This window comes from Polymorphospora rubra (assembly GCF_018324255.1).
Classification (GTDB): domain Bacteria; phylum Actinomycetota; class Actinomycetes; order Mycobacteriales; family Micromonosporaceae; genus Polymorphospora; species Polymorphospora rubra.
In genome coordinates, this window is record NZ_AP023359.1 from 3314196 (window position 1) to 3333518 (window position 19323).

Below are 19323 nucleotides of genomic sequence, written 5' to 3' on the forward strand. Positions count from 1 at the left end.
CTGCGTGCGCGACCCCTCTCACCGCCGCCCGAGTGCGGCCAGCAGGCGGTCGACGTGCTCGGTCGTGCTGCCCAGACCGATGCTCGCCCGTAGCGCGGTCGCCGGCGGGTTCCGCCACCCGCGCCGGGCCGCGGCCTCCGCGATCAGCCGCCGGGTCAGCGGATGCGCGCAGAACAGGCCGTCCCGTACGCCGATCCCCGCCGTGGCCAGCTCGGCGGCGACCACCGCGGAGTCCCGGCCGGCGACCACGAACGACACGATCCCGACGCGGGGCGCCGCCGCGTCGAAGACCCGCAGTTCCTCGACGCCGGGGACGGCGGCCAGGCCGGCGCGCAGCCGGGCCAGCAGCGCCTGCTCCCGGTCGTGCAGCTCGTCCCGGTCGGCGTCGCCGAGCGCGGCGCAGACCGCCCCGAGGGCGACCGCGCCCAGCAGGTTCGGGGTGCCCGCCTCGTGCCGGGCCGGACCGGAGGCCCAGCGCACCTGGTGGGTCGCCGGACCGACGTACGCGCTGGCCCCGCCGCCGGCCAGGTAGGGCGGGGCGGCGTCCAACCAGTCCCCGCGCCCGACCAGCGCGCCGGCACCGAAGGGCGCGTAGAGCTTGTGACCGGAGACGGCGACGTGGTCGACGCCGAGCGTGGCGATGTCGACCGGCGCGTGCGGGGCGAGTTGGGCCGCGTCGACCGCGATCCGGGCGCCGTGCCGGTGGGCGACGCGGGCCAGTTCGGCCACCGGCCACCGCTCACCGGTGACGTTGCCGGCCCCGGTCACCGCCACCAGTACCGGCCGGACCGGATCGGTGCCCCGGCGCAGCTCACGCAGGGCGGCGTCGAGAGCCCGTACGGCGGCGCCGGGGGACGCCGGCACCGGCAGCCGGACGGCCCCCGCCGGCCAGGGCAGCAGGTTGGCGTGGTGCTCGCTGGCGAAGGTGACGACCGTGGTCGTCGCCGGCAGGGCGTGGGCCAGCAGGTTGAGCGCGTCCGTGGTGTTGCGGGTGAAGATCACTTCGTCGCCGGGGCGGGCACCGAGAAAGCCGGCGACGCTCCGCCGGGCCCGTTCGTAGGCGAGGGTGCACCGTTTCGACAGTTCACCGGCGCCCCGGTGCACGCTCGCGTACCAGGGCAGCAGTTCGGTCACCGCGTCGGCGGCGGCCCGCGCGCACGGCGCGGTGGCCGCGTAGTCGAGGTTGATCTGACCGGGTACGCCGAGCACGTCGAGCGGCCGGACGGGCGGCGCGAACGGCCCCGTCCACGGCCTCGGCCCGGCGGTCCGGGGCAGGGTTTCCAGGGATACGAGTGCGGTGTTCATCGGCCAGCCTCCGGCGGTCGGGGACCCCGGGTGTGGCGAAGGGTTGGGGCCCGCGCTTGCCCGGCACCTGATGGGGTCGGGCCCGGTCTTCACCCAGGGCACCCCACCGCGAACCTCGACGAGGGTTGCCGGCCAGCTAGCTGGGGCTTCGACCCGCACCGAGGAGCGGCGGGCCGTTGGTCGCTGGCACTCGTGACCTGTGGGGGAGCATAACCGGTGCGTGGGTGACCCGGCGAGTGGTCTGCAACTCGATACGCTGGCGGGCATGGCCGAACTTCCGCCCGGCGGGCAACCCCCCGCGTCGCCCGTACCGCCCGGCCCGGTGCCGGGCGGTGGACAACCCGCCGCGCCACCGGTGGACCGGGAGCCGCCCGGGTACGCCGTACCGTCGGCGCCGGCCGGCGCCGGTCCGGGAGTGCCGACCTGGCCCGGAGTCCCCGCCGGGCCGGGTGTTCCGGCGGGGCCGGCTGTTCCGGCCGGGCCGGAGGCGGGGTGGCCGTCGGGTCCGGCGCCGGTCCCGACGGGTGGCAAGGCGTCCCGCTGGCGGGTCGGCTGGCGGCGCGGCCTGATCATGGCGGCCACCATCGTGGTGATCGCGGGCTGTGCCATCGCGATGCTGCTGACGCTCGGGCAGAACCTGGGCGTCGAGGCGTTGGTCATCGGTCTGGTGGCGGCGATCCTGCCGGTGCCGGTTCTGGTGGTGTGTTTCCTCTGGCTCGACCGCTACGAGCCCGAGCCGATGAAATACCTGGTGTTCTGCTTCGCCTGGGGTGCGGCGGTGTCGACGTACGCGTCGTTGAACGTCAACACCTGGGCGGCGGGGGTGTTCGCGCGCAACGACCTGCCCGATTCGCTGACCGCGGTGTTCGTCGCCCCGTTCATCGAGGAACTGACCAAGACGCTCGGCCCGATCCTGCTGCTGGTCATCCGGCGCCGGGAGTGGTCCGGCATCACCGACGGCATTGTCTATTGTGGAATGTCGGCGATCGGCTTCGCGATGGTGGAGAACATCCTCTACCTGGGCGGCCACGGCTATGCCAGCGGCGCCGAGCAGTACGGTCGGGCCACCGGCGCGCAGATGCTCTTCGCCATCTTCATCGTCCGGGTGCTGCTCACCGCCTTCGCCCACCCGCTGTTCACCGCGATGGCCGGCGTCGGCCTCGGTATCGCCGCCCGCTCCAGTGACCGACGGATCCGGGTGCTCGCTCCGTTCGCCGGTGTGTTGCTGGCCATGATGCTGCACGGCGCCTGGAACCTGATGCCGTCGCTCGCCGTCGCCACCGGGCAGAACCTGATCCTGCTCTACGGCTACATCGGCCTGATGGTGCCGATCTTCTTCGGCATGGTCGGGCTGGCGGTGTGGCTGCGCGGCTGGGAGGGCCGGCTCACCGAACGGACCCTGCCGGACTACGTACGGGCCGGCTGGCTCTCGCCGCCCGAGGTCGCGTCACTGGGCAGTCTCGGCCGTCGGCACTCGGCCCGCCGCTGGGCCCGCCGGGTGGCCGGCGACGCCGGACTCAAGGCGATGCGCGGCTACCAGTTCTCCGCGACCAGGCTGGCCCTGCTGCGCGACGGCATGCTGCGCGGCCTCGACGACAAGCCCGCCGACCGGGCCGGCGCGATGCGGGAGGAGGCGGAACTGCTGGCGGCGATCGCCGGCTACCGGCAGGTCTTCACCGGCCGCGATCCGCAGGCGCCCGACGCGCGGTGGGACGGTGAGCGCTACCACATCGCGTTCCCGGACGGGGTGCGGCGCGTCGTCGACGCGCCCGACCAGCCGGTGGTGCCGATTCCGGTGGTGCTCGCGCCGCCGCCCCCGCCGCCCGTTCCGGTCCACCCCGGCGCGTACGGCCCGCCGGGCGGCTACGGCCCACCCGGCGGCTACCGGCCGCCGTACGGTCCGCCACCGGGCGGCTACCCGCCACCCGGCTGGCGCTGACCGTCTCCGTCAGAGATAGAGGCCGGTCGAGTTGGTGTCGACCCGCTCGGCCGCGACCGCGTGCAGGTCACGCTCCCGCAGCAGGATGTAGGCCCGGCCGTGCAGTTCAACCTCCGCGCGGTCCTCGGGGTCGAAGAGCACCCGGTCGCCGGTGACGATGGACCGTACGTGCGGGCCGACGCCGACCGCCTTGGCCCAGGACAGTCGTTTGCCCATGGAGGCGGTCGCCGGGATGACGATGCCGGCGGTGGACCGCCGTTCGCCGTCGCTGCCTTCGAGCTGCACCAGCACACGGTCGTGCAGGAGGCGGATCGGCAGGCCAGAGTCGTAGTTGGATTCGGCGCTCACGACGGAACCGTACCCCGCCCCGCAACGGTGCCCGGCGGCGGTTGAGACACCCCGCCCGGGGGCAACATACGCCGGGCGCGGGCCGCGGTGACCACGACCGGATGCGAACACCCGCTAACGTGGGGTGGCCGAGCGGCGTGAGGAGGGGCTCTTGAACCGCTTCGAGCAGGTACGGGCGAAGATCCGCCGCGCCTACGAGAAGGGCGAGGCATCGGTGGTGCGCGCGCGTCGACGCACCACGAGGTCCCAACCCGAACCGCCGCCCGCTCCCGCCGAGCCGGAGCCGAACGGCGGGTTCGAGCCACCGACCGAGGTGCATCAGTCCACATCGAGCCGTGACGACGCCGACGTGCCGCACGGCCTGCGGATCGCCGCCGCCTGGTCGTGGCGGCTGATCGTCATCGGCGCGGTCGGCTGGGCGATGCTCAAGCTCATCGGCACCGTCCGGATCGTCATCATCCCGCTGCTCATCGCACTGCTGCTGTCGGCGCTGCTCGCCCCTGCCGTCGGCTGGCTGCTGCGGGCCCGGTTCCCCCGCTCGCTGGCCACCGGCCTGGTGCTGGTCGGCGGGCTGGCCGGGGTGGTCGGCACGCTGACCCTGGTCGTCAACGAGTTCGTGGCCGGGGTGCCGGAGCTGAGTCGCAACGCGACCAAAGGCGTACAACAGATCCAGGACTGGCTGAAGACCGGCCCTCTGCACATGTCGGACAACCAGTTCGACCGCTACATCGAGCAGGGGCAGCGCTGGATCGACGAGAACACCCAGGCGCTCACCAGCGGCGCCCTCTCCACCGCGACCACCCTCTTCGAGGTGCTCACCGGTGCGGTGCTGGTGCTCTTCGCGATGTTCTTCTTCCTGCGTGACGGCCGCCGGATCTGGCGGTTCCTGGTCCGGCTGCTGCCGGTGGCCGCCCGGTGGCGGGTCGACGACGCGGGGCAGGCGTCCTGGAACACGCTCGTGTCGTACGTCCGCGCCACCGTGCTCGTCGCCTTCATCGACGCGGTCGGCATCGGCATCTTCCTGGTCATCTTCGAGGTGCCGTTCGCCCTGCCGCTGGCCGCGCTGGTGTTCCTCGGCGCGTTCATCCCGATCGTCGGCGCCACCCTGTCCGGCGCGGTCGCCGTGCTGGTGGCGCTGGTCGACAGCGGCTGGGTCACCGCCCTGATCATCCTGGGTGCGGTGGTCGGCGTGCAGCAGGTCGAGGGGCACATCCTCCAGCCGCTGATCATGGGACGGGCGGTGGCGATCCACCCGCTCGCGGTGATCATCGCCATCGCGGCGGGGAGCGTCCTCGCCGGCATCGTCGGCATGCTGGTGGCCGTGCCGCTGATCGCGGTGCTCAACACCGCCGTACGCCGGCTGGCGGGCCGGCGGACACCGGAGGTGCCGCCGGACGCCGTCGTGGTCGCGTCGAAGACACCCTGACCCCGGTCCCGGGCGGCGCCGTGCCGCCCGGCCGGTGCGCTCAGGAGCGGGACAGGCGTTCCAGCGCCCCCTGCGCGATGTCCGGACGGGTCGTGTACCAGAACGGCGGCAGTGAACGACGCAGGAACGCCCCGTAACCGCGGGCGGTCTCCAGCCGGGAGTCCAGCACCGCCACGACGCCCTTGTCGCCCGTCGACCTGATCAGCCGGCCGACGCCCTGGGCGAGCCGGATCGCGGCGATCGGCACGCTCACCGAGGAGAAGCCGGAGCCGCCGGCCGCGTCGACCGCCGCCGCCCGCGCCGCCGCCAGCGGCTCGTCCGGACGGGGGAACGGCAACCGGTCGATCACCACCAGTTGGCAGGAATCGCCCGGCACGTCCACGCCCTGCCACAGCGACATCACGCCGAACAGGCAGCTCGCCTTGTCCTCGCGGAACCGGCGGACCAGCAACGGCAGCGCCTCCTCGCCCTGGAGCAGCACGGACAGGTCGGTGCGGGCCCGCAGCAACTCCGCGGCCTGGGTGGCCGCCCGTCGCGACGAGAAGAGCCCGAGGGTACGTCCGCCGAGCGCCCCGACGAGCCGGAGCAACTCCTCGCCGGCCGCCTCGGGCAGACCGGAGGCGGCCGGCCGGGGCAGGTGCGCGGCGACGTAGAGGATGCCCTGCCGGGGGTAGTCGAAGGGGAGTCGACGTCGAGCGACCGCCACGGCGGGGAGTCCCGGTCGGCCTCGTCGGTCGGGGCGGGCCGGCTGCCCTCGGGCTGGTCGACGGCGGCACCCGGGGCCAGCCCGAGCGCCCGGGCGACCGTGTCGAACCGGCCGCCGAGGGTGAGCGTGGCCGAGGTCGCCACGACCGTGCGCTCGTCGTAGAGGTTGACGGCCAGGGTGCCGGCCACCGACAGCGGCGCGACGACCAGCGCCCGTCGGCCCGCCTGGGCGCCCTCGGGCTTCTCCACCCAGGCCACGTCGTGGTCGGCCTCCTCCAGCAGGCGTTGGACGGTCTTGGACAGCTCGTCGAGGACCGCCTTGGACTGCTGCTTGCGTACGGGGTCCGGGTCGTCGGCCTTGACGTCGCCGATCCGGTCGAGGGCGGACCGGGTCGCCGAGTCGAGCAGGGTGCACGCCTCGCGCAGCGGGGACGGCAGCCCGGCGGTCAGCCGGCCGGCCGGCACCTCGGCGAGCCCGACGGCGAGCGCGTCACCCGCCTCGACCAGTGTCTCGGCGATCTCCGGGGTCAACAGCGGGCGGGACTGCCGGGCGGCCCGCTCGACCGCCTCGACGGTGAGTTCGGCCTGGGCGGCGGACGACACCCGGTCGGCGAGTTCGTGCGCCTCGTCGATGACCAGAAGCTTGTGCGGCGGCACGATGTGCCGGCCGGCGAGCATGTCGACGGCGAGCAGGCTGTGGTTGGTCACCACGATGTCGGCCTCGCGGGCCCGGACCCGGGATGCCTCGGCGAAGCACTCGTCGCCGTACGGGCAGCGGGTCGCGCCGACGCACTCGCGGGCCGGCATGGAGACCTGCCGCCAGGCGGTGTCGTCGACCCCGGGGTCCAGCTCGTCGCGGTCGCCGGTCTCGCTAGCCAACGCCCAGTCGCGGATCCGTTGGATCTGCTTGCCCAGCCGGCCGGCCTCGCCGAGCCAGCCGGTGCTGTTGCCGCCGGAACTCGGGGAGTCGAAAAGCGTGTCCCGCGGCTCGTCCTCTGTGGAGTGGTCGAGCTTCGCCATGCAGACGTAGTGGTGCCGGCCCTTGAGCACGGCGTACGTCGGCCGCCGGCCGAGTACCGGCTCGACGGCGTCGGCGAGCCGGGGCAGGTCGTGCTCGACGAGTTGGGCCTGCAGGGCGAGGGTGGCGGTGGACACCACGACCGGCCCGTCCACGGTGAGCGCCGGCGCGAGATAGGCCAGCGACTTCCCGGTGCCGGTACCGGCCTGCACCAGCAGGTGCTCGCGGGACCCGATCGCGTTGTCGATGGCGGTCGCCATCTGTTGCTGACCGGGGCGGGCCGCGCCGCCGGGTACCGCGCCGACGGCCGCGGCGAGCAGGTCGTCGGTGCTCGCCCTTCCGCGTCGGCGTCGGCTGCCGGGCGAGCCGGCGGTGGCTGGTCTGGCTGCGGAGGTGGGCGCGGCGGTCACCGTGCGACCGTACCCGTAGCGGCCGACACGGCCACGCTGATCCGGGCGGCGTCACGCCGTGCCGGCGCACCCGCTGTTCAGATCCTGACAATGTGAGAAGTGTTCGCGGGCCGGCATCCGTTGTGACCTATCGGTTAGGGTGCGGTCATGCCGAGCGATGTTGTGCGGGTCGTTTATCGCAAATACGACGGTTCCGCCCATCGTGACTACCCCGCCCGGCGCCTTGCCGAGGACGATATGGGCACCTGGCTCGGCGTCACCGCCGGCACCCCGTCCGTCTATCATGGCCGGCCGTCGGTGGAGCAGATTCCGTTCGTCCTGCTGGTCCCGCACGCCGCCTGGTGGACCGGCATGTTCAATCCGGAGCCGCGCACCAGCGAGGTCTACTGTGACATCGCCACGCCGGCCCGCTGGGAGGGCGACACCGTTCACCTCATCGACCTCGATCTCGACGTGGTGCGGCGGCGGGCGACGGGCGTGGTGGAGCTGCGTGACGAAGACGAGTTCGCCGATCACGGAGCCCGGTTCGGCTACCCGGAGGACCTGATCACCGAGGCCCGGGCCGCGGCGGCGTGGCTCTTCCTCGCGCTGGGCGACGGCACCGAGCCGTTCGCCACCGCGTACCGCAAGTGGCTGGCCCTGGTGGTCTGAACAGCCCCACCGCCGGATGTCGCCACCTCGCGCATCCGGCGGGCCGCCGCCGGGCGAGCCGGCTGTCCTTCGCTGGCCCCCGCTCGGCATGATCGCTGGTGGGCCGGTCGGCGGCCCGGTGTGCGATGCGAGTGAGGTGGCGACGTGAGCGAGATGCGGGATCTGTTGCGGGTCGGCGGGGACGGGCCGGTGAATCTCGCCGCGATCCGGCCGAGGTCGACACCGGGGTTGCCGACCGGCGACGTGGTCGGGCCGGTGCCCAAGGCGTGGGGGCGGGCCCAGGTCGCGCAGATCGGCCGGGAACTGGCCGAGGAGCAGGAGAAGCTGGCCGCGCTGGCGAAGACCGAGCCGGACTTCGACCGTCGGATCCTGCTGGTGTTGCAGGCGATGGACTGCGGCGGCAAGGACGGCACGATCAAGCGGGTCGCGGGCGCGATGAACCCGCTCGGCCTGCACATCCGGTCGTTCGGCGCGCCGACCGCGGAGGAACTGTCGCACGACTTCCTCTGGCGGATCCGGCGTGCGCTGCCGGCGCCGGGCTACCTCGGGGTGTTCAACCGGTCCCACTACGAGGACGTGCTGATCGCGCGCGTCGACGAACTGGTGCCGGAGAGCGTCTGGCGGGCCCGCTACGACCAGATCAACGAGTTCGAGGCGGAACTCGTCGACAGCGGCTTCACGCTGGTCAAGGTGATGTTGCATATCTCACCGGAGGAACAGCGGGAACGGTTGATGGAGCGGCTGACCGATCCACACAAGCACTGGAAGTACCACTCGAGCGATGTCGACGCCCGCCGGCAGTGGGCCGACTACCAGGCCGCGTACGCCGAGGCGCTGGCGTACTGCGGCACCGACCGGGCGCCGTGGTACGTCGTACCGGCCGACCGCAAGTGGTACCGCGACTGGGCGGTGGCGAACCTGCTCCGCGAGACCTTCGCCGACCTGCGGTTGTCCTACCCGTCGGCGACCTTCGACGTCGAGCTTGAGCGGCGCCGGCTGGAAGAGCAGGTCATCCCGTCACTCTGATGAAGGTAAACGGAGGGTGAACTGGGCACTAATGGCGCATGACCAGGGGTAGGCGCTCAGCAGCACGGATTCAGCGTTCCCTAGCATTCCCCGAGGATCTCGGGGAACAGGTCCCCGAGGCTGGCATCCGTCCATCAGGAGCAACGAGGTCCGCGCTGTGAAGTTTTCCTTCCGCCCCACCGAGGGCGCCTTCTACGAGCTCTTCACCAGGGCGGCGGAGAACCTGGTACGGGGCACCGAACTACTCAACGAGCTGGCCCTGCCGGACGTCGACGTCCAGTCGGTCAGCGAGCGGCTGACCGAGGTCGAGCACGACAGCGACCAGATCACCCACCAGCTCTACAAGAAGATCAACTCCGCGTTCATCACCCCGTTCGACCGCGAGGACATCTACCAGCTCGGCTCGCAGCTCGACGACGTGATGGACCACCTCGAGGCGGTCGGCAACCTGCTCTACCTCTACGGCCTCACCAAACTGCCGTCGCTGCCCCGGGAGATGCACGAGCTGGTCGACGTACTGGACCAGCAGGCCAAGCTGACCGCCGAGGCGATGCCCCGGCTGAAGTCGATGAAAGACCTCGAGGACTACTGGATCGAGTGCAACCGGCTGGAGAACGAGGGCGACCGCGCCTACCGGATGCTGCTCGTCCGGCTCTTCTCCGGCGAGTACGACGCGCTGACCGTGCTCAAGATGAAGGAGGTCGCCGACGAACTGGAGGCTGCCTGCGACGCCTTCGAGCATGTGGCGAACACCGTCGAGACAATCACGGTCAAGGAGTCGTAGGCCTTGTCCCCCGAGCTCATCGCAGTTCTGGCCGTCATCCTGGTCGCGCTGGTCTTCGACTACACCAACGGCTTCCACGACGCGGCCAACGCCATCGCCACCAGCATCTCGACGCGGGCGCTGACCCCCGGCGTCGCGCTGGGCATGGCGGCCATCGGCAACTTCATCGGCGCCCACTTCGGCGCCGAGGTGGCCAAGACCGTCGGTAGCGGGCTGGTCAACCTGCCCACCGGCCGGGCGAGCCTGGCCATCGTCTTCGCCGGGGTCCTCGGCGCGATCACCTGGAACCTCATCACCTGGTACTTCGGCCTGCCCTCGTCGTCGTCGCACGCGCTCATCGGCGGGGTCGTCGGTGCGACCCTGGTCGCCGCCGGCGAGGTGCTCTGGGGCGGCATCCTCTCCGACGTCGTGGTGCCGATGATCCTGTCGCCGGTGGTCGGCTTCGTGCTCGGCTACCTGGTGATGCTGCTGGTCCTGTGGATCTTCCGCAACGGGCACCCGGGCAAGCTGAACCGCGGTTTCCGGTGGGCGCAGACGGCCTCGGCCGCGGCGATGTCGGTCGGCCACGGCATGCAGGACGCGGCCAAGACGATCGGCATCATCGTGCTCGCCCTGTACGTCGGCGGTTACCAGAGCGACGCGGAAACCATTCCCGAGTGGGCGTTCTGGACCTCGGCGACCGTGCTGGCGCTGGGTACGTACGCCGGCGGCTGGCGGATCATCCGTACCCTCGGTCGCAAGATCATCGACCTGCGCCCGCCGGAGGGCTTCGCCGCCGAGACCGTCGCCAGCGGTGTGCTCTACTTCAACGCCCTGGTGCTCGGCGCGCCGATCTCCACCACGCACACGATCACCTCGGCGATCATGGGCGTCGGCGCGACCAAGCGGCTGTCGGCGGTCCGGTGGGGGGTGGCCGGCAACATCGTCGGCGCCTGGATCCTCACCTTCCCGGCCGCCGGCTCCATCGCCGCCCTGTTCTACCTGATCGTCCGCCCCCTCTTCGCAACCTGACCCCTCCGCTCTCCCGCGATCTTGCACTTGTCGCCTCCCAAAAACGACATAAGGGGGAGACAACTGCAAGATCGCGGGAAGCGTTGGGAAGTGACGGGCGGGTCAGGTGTAGGTGACCCCGATCTGGGTGCGGATCGTGTCCAGCAGGGACATGACGTCCAGGGTCGCGGCGTGTGGCACCAGCGGGCTCTCCCGCAACCCCGCCCGCAGGCACCGTTGCACCTCGGCCGCCTCGTACTGGTAGCCGCCACCGGTCTCCTCGGCCACCACCGTCTCCGCCTCGGCTCCCGTCCGCAGCAGCGTGAAGCCGCCCGGCCGGAAGAACGGAGCGGGCAGTTCGATCCGCCCGCGGGTCCCGGTGATGGCGGCGGTGGTCGGCGTACCGCCCACCAGCCCGCAGGTCAGCGTCGCCACCGCACCCGACCCGTAACCGAGCACGATGCCGGTGTTCTCGTCGACGCCCTCCGGCCCGATCTTGGCCCAGGCGCGTACCTCGTCCGGCCGGCCGAGCAGCAGGTAGGCCAGGCTCACCGGATAGACGCCGAGATCGAGCAGGGCGCCCCCGCCGAGTTCCCGGGCCCGCAGCCGGTGCTCGGGCGGGAACGGCCCGGCCAACCCGAAGTCGGCCCGCACCGTCGTCACCTCGCCGATCGCCCCGTCGGCGATCAGCTCCAGCACCCGCAGGATCGTCGGATTGCAGCGCATCCACATCGCTTCCATCAGGAACAGGTCGCGGGCCCGCGCCACCTCGATCAGCTCCGTGGTGGTGGCCAGGTCGAGGGTGAACGGCTTCTCGCACAGCACCGCCCGGCCGGCGTCCAGGCACGTCATGGTGGCCAGGTGGTGGGCGGAGTGCGGGGTGGCGACATACACCACGTCGAGGTCGGCGTCGGCGGCCAACTCCTGCCAGGTGCCGTACGCGCGGGGGATCCCGTACCGGTCGGCGAACGCCCGCGCGCTCGGCAACGACCGGGAACCGACCGCCACCACCTCGGCGTCCGGCAGCGAACCAAGGTCTTCGACGAACGTGCCGGCGATGTTGCCGGTGGCGAGGATGCCCCATCGAGTCATGCCCGCACGCTAGTCGAGACCGTTCCGGCCCGGCAGAGGGAGATCGTCTCCGACGCGGCCGGCGGCAACCCGTGGCGGGCCGGCGCCAGGGTGCCGGCATAGGCTGGCCGGGTGACATCGACCGACTCCCAGTTCCCGGTGCCGGAGGCACTGCTCGCCCGCGCGACCCGGTTCTACCGTGCCGAGGAGCGGCCGGCGACGCCTCGGGTGGCGGCCACCGTCGTGCTGCTGCGGCCGGCCGGATCCGGCGGCTACGAGGCGTACGTCATCCGCCGCCTCGCCGCGATGGCCTTCGGCGGCATGCACGCCTTCCCGGGCGGCGGCGTCGACCCGACCGACTCCGAGGTGCACCTCGACTGGGCCGGGCCGGGGCCGCAGGAGTGGGGACGCCGGTTGGGGCTGGCCGACGGGCCGGCCCAGGCGGTGGTCTGCGCGGCCGTACGTGAGGTGTTCGAGGAGTCCGGCGTTCTGCTCGCCGGCCCCGACGGCGGAAGCGTCGTCGGGGATGTCAGCGGCGACGACTGGGAGGCGGCCCGCCGGGCGCTGGTGGCCCGCGAACTCGGCTTCGCCGACCTGCTCCGCGAGCGCCGGCTGACGCTGCGTTCGGACCTGCTGGCGCCGTGGAGCCGCTGGGTCACGCCGGAGTTCGAACCCCGGCGCTTCGACACGTACTTCTTCGTGGCCGTGCTGCCGCAACGGCAGCGCACCCGGGACGTGTCCGGGGAGGCCGACCACACGATGTGGATCCGGCCGGCCGAGGCGGCCGCCCGGGCCGAGGCGGGCGAGTACGCGATGCTGCCGCCGACGCTGGTGACCCTGCGCGAGGTGGCCGCCTGCCCGGACATCCCGGCGGTGCTGGCCGCGGCGGCCGACCGCGACGCGGGCCGGGCCATCACCCCGACCCTGGAGGTCATGCCGGACGGCGAGGTCCGGTTCGTCCTGTCCTAGCCCCGCCGGTAGTTGACGTCGACGGTCCACCGGGCGAAGCCGAGCCGCTCGTAGAGCGCCACGGCCGACGTGTTGGACTCGTCGACGTACAGCATCGCGTCGGTCAGGCCGCGGTCGCGCAGATGACGCAGCCCGGCCAAGGTCAGCGCCTTGCCCAGGCCGGTGCCGTGGGCGCCCGGGTCGACCCCGAGGACGTACACCTCGCCGATCGGCTCGGCCGGTCGCCCGTCCCCGCCGCCGTCGTGCACCTTGGTCCAGTGGAAGCCGAGGATCCGGCCGGCCGGCCCGTCGGTCGCCAGCAGGAAGCCGGCCGGGTCGAACCACGGTTCGGCGATCCGGGCCCGCAGGTCGGGTAGCGTCCACCGGCCCTGCTCCGGATGCTGGGCGAACGACCGGTTGTTGACCGCGAGCCACGCCTCGTCGTCCACGCCGGGCCGGAAGGCACGAAGCGTCACGCCGGCGGCCAGCCGGGGCTCGGGAATCGGCTCGACGAGCGACCGACGTTGGGAGAGCAGCACCCGGTCGCGGCGGAAGCCCAGGCGCAGTGCCAGCGCGGCGGCCGACGGATGGTCACCGTGCGCCCACACCCGCAGCGGTCCCGCCGGCCCCGCCGCGTCGACCACCGCGAGCACCAGCGCGCGCCCCAGCCCCTGTCGGCGGTGCATCGGGTGTACGACGAGTTCGGCCGCGGCGCCGTCGGTCACGGCGGACGCGTCGACGTACGCGTAGCCGGCCAGTCGACCCGTGTCGTCCCGGATCGTCAGGTGTGCCGCGGGGGTGTCCGCCCCGTGCCGGATCCGCAGCAGCACCTGTTCCGACAGCGGGCCGGCGCCGTCGGTGCGGTCGGCGGTCGCGGCCAGCGCCAGCACCTCGGCGATCCCGGTCGGGTCGAGCCGCTCGGCGGACTGGACGAGAGGTCGTTCGGCGGGTGCGACGGTGCTCACCCCGCCACGGTATCCGGCGGACCCGGGGTCGCCGCCGGGTTCCGGTCACGGTGTGCCGCCGCCCACCCGACCGGTCAGACCTGACCGGGGTGCAGCGGCAGTTCGATCCCGAAGCGGGGCGGCTGGTCGATGCCGGCCGGCAGCGCGTCGAGCGGGAAGCGGCGGCCCACGTTGGGCAGGATCGACCGCAGGGCGTTGACGGTGCCCTGCCGGTTGCCGCCGGCGTCGTGCAGCAGCACGATCGCGCCGGGATGGGCGCCCGCGTTCACCGTCGCCGCGATGCTGCCCGCGCCCGGCAGGGTCCAGTCCTGCGGGTCGACCGTCCAGTGCAGGGAGGTCATGCCCATCTCCCGGGCGACCGTGACCGCGCCCGACGTCCAGTTGCCGCCCGGATGGCGGAAGTAGGAGATCTTGCCGTCCGGTACGGCGGCCAGGATGGCCTCGTTCGTACGGCGCAGGTCGTCCTCGATCACCTTCCGGCCCCGGGCCCCGAGCCCGAAGTCGTGGTTCCACGAGTGGTTGCACAGGGTGTGCCCGTCGGCCGCGATGGCGCGTACCAGTTGCGGGTACCGCCGCGCGTTCTCGCCGACCAGGCAGAAGGTGGCCTTGACCTCGTATCGCCGTAGCAGCGCCAGGGTCTGCGGGGTGTAGTTCGGGTCGGGGCCGTCGTCGAAGGTGAGCGCGACGTACGACATGCCGGTGGTCATCCGGCTGCCGAACGGTCCGTTGCGGTCCTCCGGCAACGGCGGCCGGTTGGGACCGGTGACCGGCTGGGCCATCGGCTCGGAGTTCCGACGGCCCGGTTCCCGGGCGACGGGTCTGTTCGCCGGTGCCCCGGTCGCGGTGGCGCTCGGACTGCCGGCCGCCGGAGCCGGTCGGGTCACGTACGGGTCGACGGCCAGCCCGAGGGAGTAGGCGCCGGTCAGGATCGCCGCCACGGCCAGCAGGGCGGGTACGACCGTACGCGCCTTCAGCAGCCGGGCCAGGACGGCGCCCCGCCGGTTCACTGCCGTCTCGTCGTTCACCTGTCCCACAGCCGCCCCCTCCGTACCGATTCCGGCAACCAGAGTAAGTACGACTTAGAGCGCTAAAAGTGCGTTTAAAGCAAATCAGCCGCATGGCAGTCGGAGGGTGCACGCAAAGCCGAGCGCCACCCGGCAGACCGGGTGGCGCTCGTCCGTTGTGCCGCCGCGCGGCGGTGAACTGGGGTATGGGGAGCTCGTGGATGGGACCCGAAGGTCAGACCGGCAGTGGCGCGGGCTCCGAGTCCGGCAGCGACCGCGACGGCGGGACGACGAACTTGTACCCGACCTGGCGGACCGTTCCGATCATCGACTCGTATTCGGAGCCGAGCTTCGCCCGCAGCCGCCGTACGTGCACGTCGACGGTCCGGGTGCCGCCGAAGTAGTCGTAGCCCCAGACCTCACGCAGCAACTGGTCGCGGGTGAAGACCCGGCCGGGGTGCTGGGCGAGGAACTTCAGCAGCTCGAACTCCTTGTAGGTGAGGTCGAGCGGCCGGCCCTTGAGCTTGGCGGCGTAGGTGTCGGGGTCGATGTTCAGCTCACCGGCGCGGATCGAGCCGCCGGCGCCGGCGGTGGCGTTGCTGAGCCGGCCGACCGCGAGCCGCAGCCGCGCCTCGACCTCGGCCGGGCCGGCGCTGGCCAGGATGACGTCGTCGACACCCCAGTCGGCGGTGAGCGCGATGAGTCCGGCCTCGGTGACGACCGCGATCAGCGGCACCCCGAGACCGGTGGCGTGCAGCATCCGGCAGGTGGCCCGGGCCTCGCTCAGCTCGGACCGGGCGTCGACCATGACGGCGTCCGGGCTGGGAGCGGACACCAGCGTGCGTACGTCCCGTGGGGCGGTGCGCACCGCGTGCGGGAGCAGGTCGAGCGCGGGCAGCACGGCGGATGGTTCGCCGGCGCGCGCGGTCACCAGCAGCAGGATCTCCACACTTCACCTCCGTCCTCGCGGCCCGTACGGCCGCGCGGTGACCGGCGGCAGTCGAGCTGGCGGGCCGCGTCCTGGGCGGTCAGCTCTCGTTGCCGCGGAGTTGCCGGTCCCGGCGTCGCTGACGGGGCGGGTAAGGGCCGAGCTTAACCGATCCATGGCCGGAAGCCGGCTGGTGTCGGTCCGATCATCTGTGTGATCGGCCATAACGGATGAGGTGTCGTTCGGGGTATCCGCGTGATCCGGCCGCCATTTCCGGCGTCTGCAAGGATCGGAGGGTGTATCCCTCGACGCCCCCCGAGGCCGGTCGCGACGCCTGGTCCGACGACCCACCCCCCGGCGCGGCCGGCCCGCCGCACGGGCCGGGCCGACGCGGCTATCCGGCCGGACCGGCGCCCGACCCGGGCCCCGGCGGCCGGGAAACCGAACCCGCCGGCCGCGAGCCCGACGACGACGCCGAATTCGAGGACGAGATCGAGGTCGTCCCGCTGCGCCGTCGGCTGTCCGCGGCGATCGCCGGCTTCGCCGTACTGGTCGGGGTCGGGCTGATCCTCGGTGCGCAGACCGCCGGCCCCGGCGCCGCCCGGATTCCGTTCGCGGTCGTCGTCTTCGGCGTACAGGTGCTCTTCGTCCTGGCCTGGACCATGGCGACCCGACCGCCGGCGCTGCCCTGGGTGGCCGGGGTGGCGGTCGCCGTCGCCGCCGCCGCCGACATGTTCGCGGTCGACCGCCAGGAGGCGGGCCTGTCGCCGCTGCTCTACGTCGGGGTCGGCGGTGCCGCCGTGGCCCTCCTCGGGCAGTTGGTCCGGTCGGCCGACCGGGCGCGGATGACCGACTCGATCGGTTCCACCCTGCTCGTCACGTTCGGGGTGGTCGCCCTGGGCACCCTGCTGGTGCTCGGCCGGGTCCCGGCCGGCACCCAGGCCATCTTCGTCGCGGCCACGGCGGCCGCCGTGGCGCTCCTCGTCGCCCGCCTGATGGACGCGGTGTTCCTGTGGCCGCGGCTCGCCCCCCAGGTGCCGCGCGGTGCGGCGGGCATCGTCGTCGGCGCGATGTGCGGCACCCTGGCCAGCGCGGTCCTCGGCAGCTACCTGGTGTCGTTCACGCCCGCGAGTGGGGCGGTGATCGGACTGGTCGCCGCCGGCGCCGCCGTACTGGCCGACCTCGGGGCCGGCTACGCCGAGGCGGGGCGGCAGATGGCCGGCGAGCCGCCGACCCTGTGGCTGGCCCGGCACCTCCAGGGCCCGCTGGGCGGATTCGCGTTGGCCGCCCCGGCCGCGTACGCCATGACCGTGCTCTATCTCTGAACCGGTCCGGCCACCGCCGCGGCGGGCCGGGCGGCACCCGCGACTCGCGCGATAGTGCCATCCGGGCGGCGGCGAGCGTGCCGGAGCGGCGATCCGGGTACAGAATTCACCCCGGCACGCGGGATTCGTCGGCACCCCGGCGGTCCGGGCGGCCGACGCACAGTGGAAGACAGGAGGCGGGCGTGGCAGACAGCTATCCGATGCAGGAGGTCCGGCCGCGGCGCCGTCGGGGCCGTCGGCTGCTCATCGTGGCGGTGATCCTGCTCCTGGTGCTGGCCGGCCTGCTCGTCGTCGCCGACCGGGCCGCCGTCGGCTTCGCCGAACGGACGATCGCCCAACAGGTGAGCACCGAGATCAGCCGGCAGAACCTCCAGGCGTCGCAGCCACAGGTGTCGGTGGGCGGGTTCCCGTTCCTCACCCAGGTCGTCGCCGGCCGCTACGAGTCGATCTCGATCCTGCTGCGCGACGTCGAGGGATCGGTGCAGGGCCGCTCGGTGAGCATGCCCGAACTGGACGTCAACGCACGGGACGTCACCGCCTCGATCGAGACGCTGCGCTCCGGCCAGGGCGACGTACTGGCCCGGACCGTCGAGGGCACCGGCACGATCTCGTACGCGAGTGTCGCCGCCATGATCCAGCGGCCGGGCGTGACGCTCACCGAGGAGGGCGGCAACCTGGCGGTGAGCGCGCCGCTGGAGTTCCTCGGCCAGCAGTTCACCGTCCACGGCACGGCCAATCTGGCCGTCAGCGAGGGACAGGTACAGGTCCGGTTCGAGGATCTGACCGCCGAGGGGCTGCCCAACGTGCCCGCGGCCCAGGCCCTGGTCAACGCGTACGCCCGGCAGATCTCGATCGACGTACCGTTGCCGGAGTTGCCGTTCGAACTCGCCGTGCAGGAGGTGCGTCCGCTGCCGGAGGGCCTGGCGATCACCGCGTCGGCGCAGAACGTGCCGCTCAACTCGACCGTGTGACGCAGCGGTCCCGCATGCTGGTCGACCTACCGGCCGTGGTAACGCGGCTGGTAGGCTGCCTGGTCATGGGGACGTTCCTCACCAAACGGCGCGCGGTCGACCTGTGCCGCGTGGCCACCTGCCTGTGTCGCCCCGCCATCTGACGGCGGGGCTGCCTTCCTCTGCGTACCTTCTGGTCTGAACGCTCGGCAGCGGCGCCGTCGCACAAACCCGTGATCCGTCCTAACTGGGTCCCGCGCGTGGTGCGACCGAACGATCCCGTGATCATCAACGCGCTGGCTCACCACCTCCATCGTCACAAGGAGTGATCTGATGAGTCGCGACACCGCACTCGTTTCGGCCGACTGGGCCGAGAAGAACCTCGGCGCCCCGGGTGTCGTCTTCGTCGAGGTCGACGAGGACACCACCGCCTACGACGGCGGCCACCTCGCCGGTGCGATCAAGCTCGACTGGAAGACCGACCTGCAGGACCCGGTACGCCGGGACTTCGTCAACAAGGAGCAGTTCGAGGCGCTGCTCTCCGAGCGGGGCGTCGCCAACGACGACACCGTCGTGCTCTACGGCGGCAACAACAACTGGTTCGCCGCCTACGCGTTCTGGTACTTCAAGCTGTACGGACACGGCGACGTCAAGCTCATCGACGGCGGCCGCAAGAAGTGGGAACTCGACGCCCGCCCGCTGGTCAAGGACGCGGTGAGCCGCCCCGCCACGCAGTACGTCGCCCAGGACCCCGACCTGTCGATCCGGGCGTTCCGCGACGAGGTCGTCGCCGCCATCGGCACCCAGAACCTGGTCGACGTGCGCTCGCCCGACGAGTTCGCCGGCCGGCTGCTCGCCCCGGCGCACCTGCCGCAGGAGCAGGCCCAGCGGGCCGGTCACATCCCGACCGCGGTCAACGTCCCGTGGTCCAAGGCGGCCAACGAGGACGGCACCTTCAAGTCCGACGACGAGCTGCGCGCCCTCTACGCCGAGGCCGGCCTCGAGGACGGCAAGGACACCATCGCCTACTGCCGCATCGGCGAGCGCTCCTCGCACACCTGGTTCGTGCTCAAGGAGCTGCTCGGCCACCAGAACGTGAAGAACTACGACGGTTCGTGGACGGAGTACGGCTCGCTCATCGGCGTGCCGGTCGTCCTCGGCGACGAGCCCGGGAAGGCCTGACGATGACCGCACCCACATCAACCGGCTGCGCCGCGCCGGACCAGGCGGCTCCATTGCCCGCATCTGTCGATCTCACCAGGGAAACCGTCATCACCGGCGTGGTCAAGACCGCCGACGGTGAGGCGGTCGCCGGCGCCTACGTCCGGCTGCTCGACTCGACCGGTGAGTTCACCGCCGAGGTGGTCACCTCGCCGGCCGGCCAGTTCCGGTTCTTCGCCGCCCCCGGCACCTGGACGCTGCGGGCACTGTCCCGGCACGGCAACGGCGACGCGACGGTCACGGCCGCGCAGGGCGTCAACGAGGTCGGCGTCAGCGTCGGCTGACCCGGCGTAGAACGACCGAAGGGGG

The 19323-nt window shown here is 72.4% G+C and carries 18 protein-coding genes, 1 pseudogene and 1 riboswitch; of the genes and pseudogenes, 12 read left to right on the forward strand and 7 right to left on the reverse strand.

Going from position 1 to position 19323, the window contains the following annotated elements; genetic code table 11:
* Positions 1-18 precede the first annotated feature (18 nt).
* Positions 19-1305, reverse strand: a complete 1287-nt coding sequence (locus Prubr_RS15185; RefSeq protein ID WP_212825967.1) for an aminotransferase class V-fold PLP-dependent enzyme — start codon at positions 1303-1305, stop codon at positions 19-21.
* A 47-nt stretch (positions 1306-1352) separates the two neighbouring features.
* Positions 1353-1503: riboswitch (SAM riboswitch) on the reverse strand.
* Between the two features lie 67 nt (positions 1504-1570).
* On the opposite strand from Prubr_RS15185, the gene Prubr_RS15190 reads away from it, so the two are divergent.
* The gene (locus tag Prubr_RS15190) at positions 1571-3244 is read left to right on the forward strand and encodes a PrsW family intramembrane metalloprotease (protein ID WP_212825969.1); all 1674 of its coding nucleotides are present in this window, start codon (positions 1571-1573) and stop codon (positions 3242-3244) included.
* A 9-nt stretch (positions 3245-3253) separates the two neighbouring features.
* Here the strand turns inward: Prubr_RS15190 and Prubr_RS15195 are convergent, their stop codons facing one another.
* Positions 3254-3592, reverse strand: coding sequence for a GroES family chaperonin (locus tag Prubr_RS15195; RefSeq protein ID WP_212825971.1), 339 nt, complete (start codon positions 3590-3592; stop codon positions 3254-3256).
* A 181-nt stretch (positions 3593-3773) separates the two neighbouring features.
* On the opposite strand from Prubr_RS15195, the gene Prubr_RS15200 reads away from it, so the two are divergent.
* A complete protein-coding gene (locus tag Prubr_RS15200; protein ID WP_425518052.1) occupies positions 3774-5018 on the forward strand; it encodes an AI-2E family transporter in 1245 nt (414 codons plus the stop codon).
* A 40-nt stretch (positions 5019-5058) separates the two neighbouring features.
* Here Prubr_RS15200 and Prubr_RS15205 read toward each other — a convergent pair.
* Positions 5059-7061 (reverse strand): annotated as a pseudogene (locus Prubr_RS15205) (ATP-dependent DNA helicase).
* Between the two features lie 237 nt (positions 7062-7298).
* Between Prubr_RS15205 and Prubr_RS15210 the strand changes: the two are divergent.
* The 4 genes from Prubr_RS15210 to Prubr_RS15225 all read left to right on the forward strand — a co-directional run bounded on the left by Prubr_RS15210 (position 7299) and on the right by Prubr_RS15225 (position 10623).
* A complete protein-coding gene (locus tag Prubr_RS15210) occupies positions 7299-7802 on the forward strand; it encodes a DUF402 domain-containing protein (RefSeq protein ID WP_212825975.1) in 504 nt (167 codons plus the stop codon).
* 153 nt (positions 7803-7955) lie between these two features.
* Positions 7956-8828, forward strand: coding sequence for a PPK2 family polyphosphate kinase (locus Prubr_RS15215; protein WP_212828059.1), 873 nt, complete (start codon positions 7956-7958; stop codon positions 8826-8828).
* A gap of 157 nt (positions 8829-8985) precedes the next feature.
* Positions 8986-9612, forward strand: a complete 627-nt coding sequence (locus tag Prubr_RS15220; RefSeq protein WP_212825977.1) for a DUF47 domain-containing protein — start codon at positions 8986-8988, stop codon at positions 9610-9612.
* 3 nt (positions 9613-9615) lie between these two features.
* On the forward strand, positions 9616-10623 hold the full coding sequence (locus tag Prubr_RS15225; protein ID WP_212825979.1) for an inorganic phosphate transporter: 1008 nt from the start codon (positions 9616-9618) through the stop codon (positions 10621-10623).
* 102 nt (positions 10624-10725) lie between these two features.
* Here the strand turns inward: Prubr_RS15225 and Prubr_RS15230 are convergent, their stop codons facing one another.
* Positions 10726-11694: a Gfo/Idh/MocA family protein gene (locus Prubr_RS15230; protein WP_212825981.1), complete on the reverse strand. Its 969-nt coding sequence runs from the start codon at positions 11692-11694 to the stop codon at positions 10726-10728.
* Positions 11695-11805: 111 nt separating this feature from the next.
* Between Prubr_RS15230 and Prubr_RS15235 the strand changes: the two genes are divergently transcribed.
* Positions 11806-12642 (forward strand): NUDIX hydrolase, encoded by an 837-nt coding sequence (locus Prubr_RS15235; RefSeq protein ID WP_212825983.1) that lies wholly within the window; start codon positions 11806-11808, stop codon positions 12640-12642.
* Here Prubr_RS15235 and mshD read toward each other — a convergent pair.
* The 3 genes from mshD to Prubr_RS15250 all read right to left on the reverse strand — a co-directional run bounded on the left by mshD (position 12639) and on the right by Prubr_RS15250 (position 15539).
* A complete protein-coding gene (gene mshD, locus Prubr_RS15240; RefSeq protein WP_212825985.1) occupies positions 12639-13586 on the reverse strand; it encodes a mycothiol synthase in 948 nt (315 codons plus the stop codon). The two genes, Prubr_RS15235 and mshD, sit on opposite strands and share 4 nt — an antisense overlap.
* 74 nt (positions 13587-13660) lie before the next feature.
* Positions 13661-14620, reverse strand: a complete 960-nt coding sequence (locus tag Prubr_RS15245) for a polysaccharide deacetylase family protein (RefSeq protein WP_246568708.1) — start codon at positions 14618-14620, stop codon at positions 13661-13663.
* Between the two features lie 205 nt (positions 14621-14825).
* Entirely contained in the window at positions 14826-15539 is a 714-nt protein-coding gene (locus tag Prubr_RS15250) for a winged helix-turn-helix transcriptional regulator (RefSeq protein ID WP_212825987.1), read from the reverse strand.
* A gap of 275 nt (positions 15540-15814) precedes the next feature.
* Between Prubr_RS15250 and Prubr_RS15255 the strand changes: the two genes are divergently transcribed.
* The 5 genes from Prubr_RS15255 to Prubr_RS15270 all read left to right on the forward strand — a co-directional run bounded on the left by Prubr_RS15255 (position 15815) and on the right by Prubr_RS15270 (position 19298).
* The gene (locus tag Prubr_RS15255) at positions 15815-16843 is read left to right on the forward strand and encodes a hypothetical protein (RefSeq protein WP_212825989.1); all 1029 of its coding nucleotides are present in this window, start codon (positions 15815-15817) and stop codon (positions 16841-16843) included.
* A gap of 182 nt (positions 16844-17025) precedes the next feature.
* The gene (locus tag Prubr_RS15260; protein ID WP_246568710.1) at positions 17026-17814 is read left to right on the forward strand and encodes an LmeA family phospholipid-binding protein; all 789 of its coding nucleotides are present in this window, start codon (positions 17026-17028) and stop codon (positions 17812-17814) included.
* A 65-nt stretch (positions 17815-17879) separates the two neighbouring features.
* On the forward strand, positions 17880-17957 hold the full coding sequence (locus tag Prubr_RS37975; protein WP_343221689.1) for an Ms5788A family Cys-rich leader peptide: 78 nt from the start codon (positions 17880-17882) through the stop codon (positions 17955-17957).
* Positions 17958-18126: 169 nt separating this feature from the next.
* The gene (locus Prubr_RS15265) at positions 18127-18975 is read left to right on the forward strand and encodes a sulfurtransferase (protein WP_212825991.1); all 849 of its coding nucleotides are present in this window, start codon (positions 18127-18129) and stop codon (positions 18973-18975) included.
* 2 nt (positions 18976-18977) lie between these two features.
* Complete coding sequence (locus Prubr_RS15270; protein WP_212825993.1) at positions 18978-19298, forward strand: DUF1416 domain-containing protein; 321 nt, start codon at positions 18978-18980, stop codon at positions 19296-19298.
* Positions 19299-19323 lie beyond the last annotated feature (25 nt).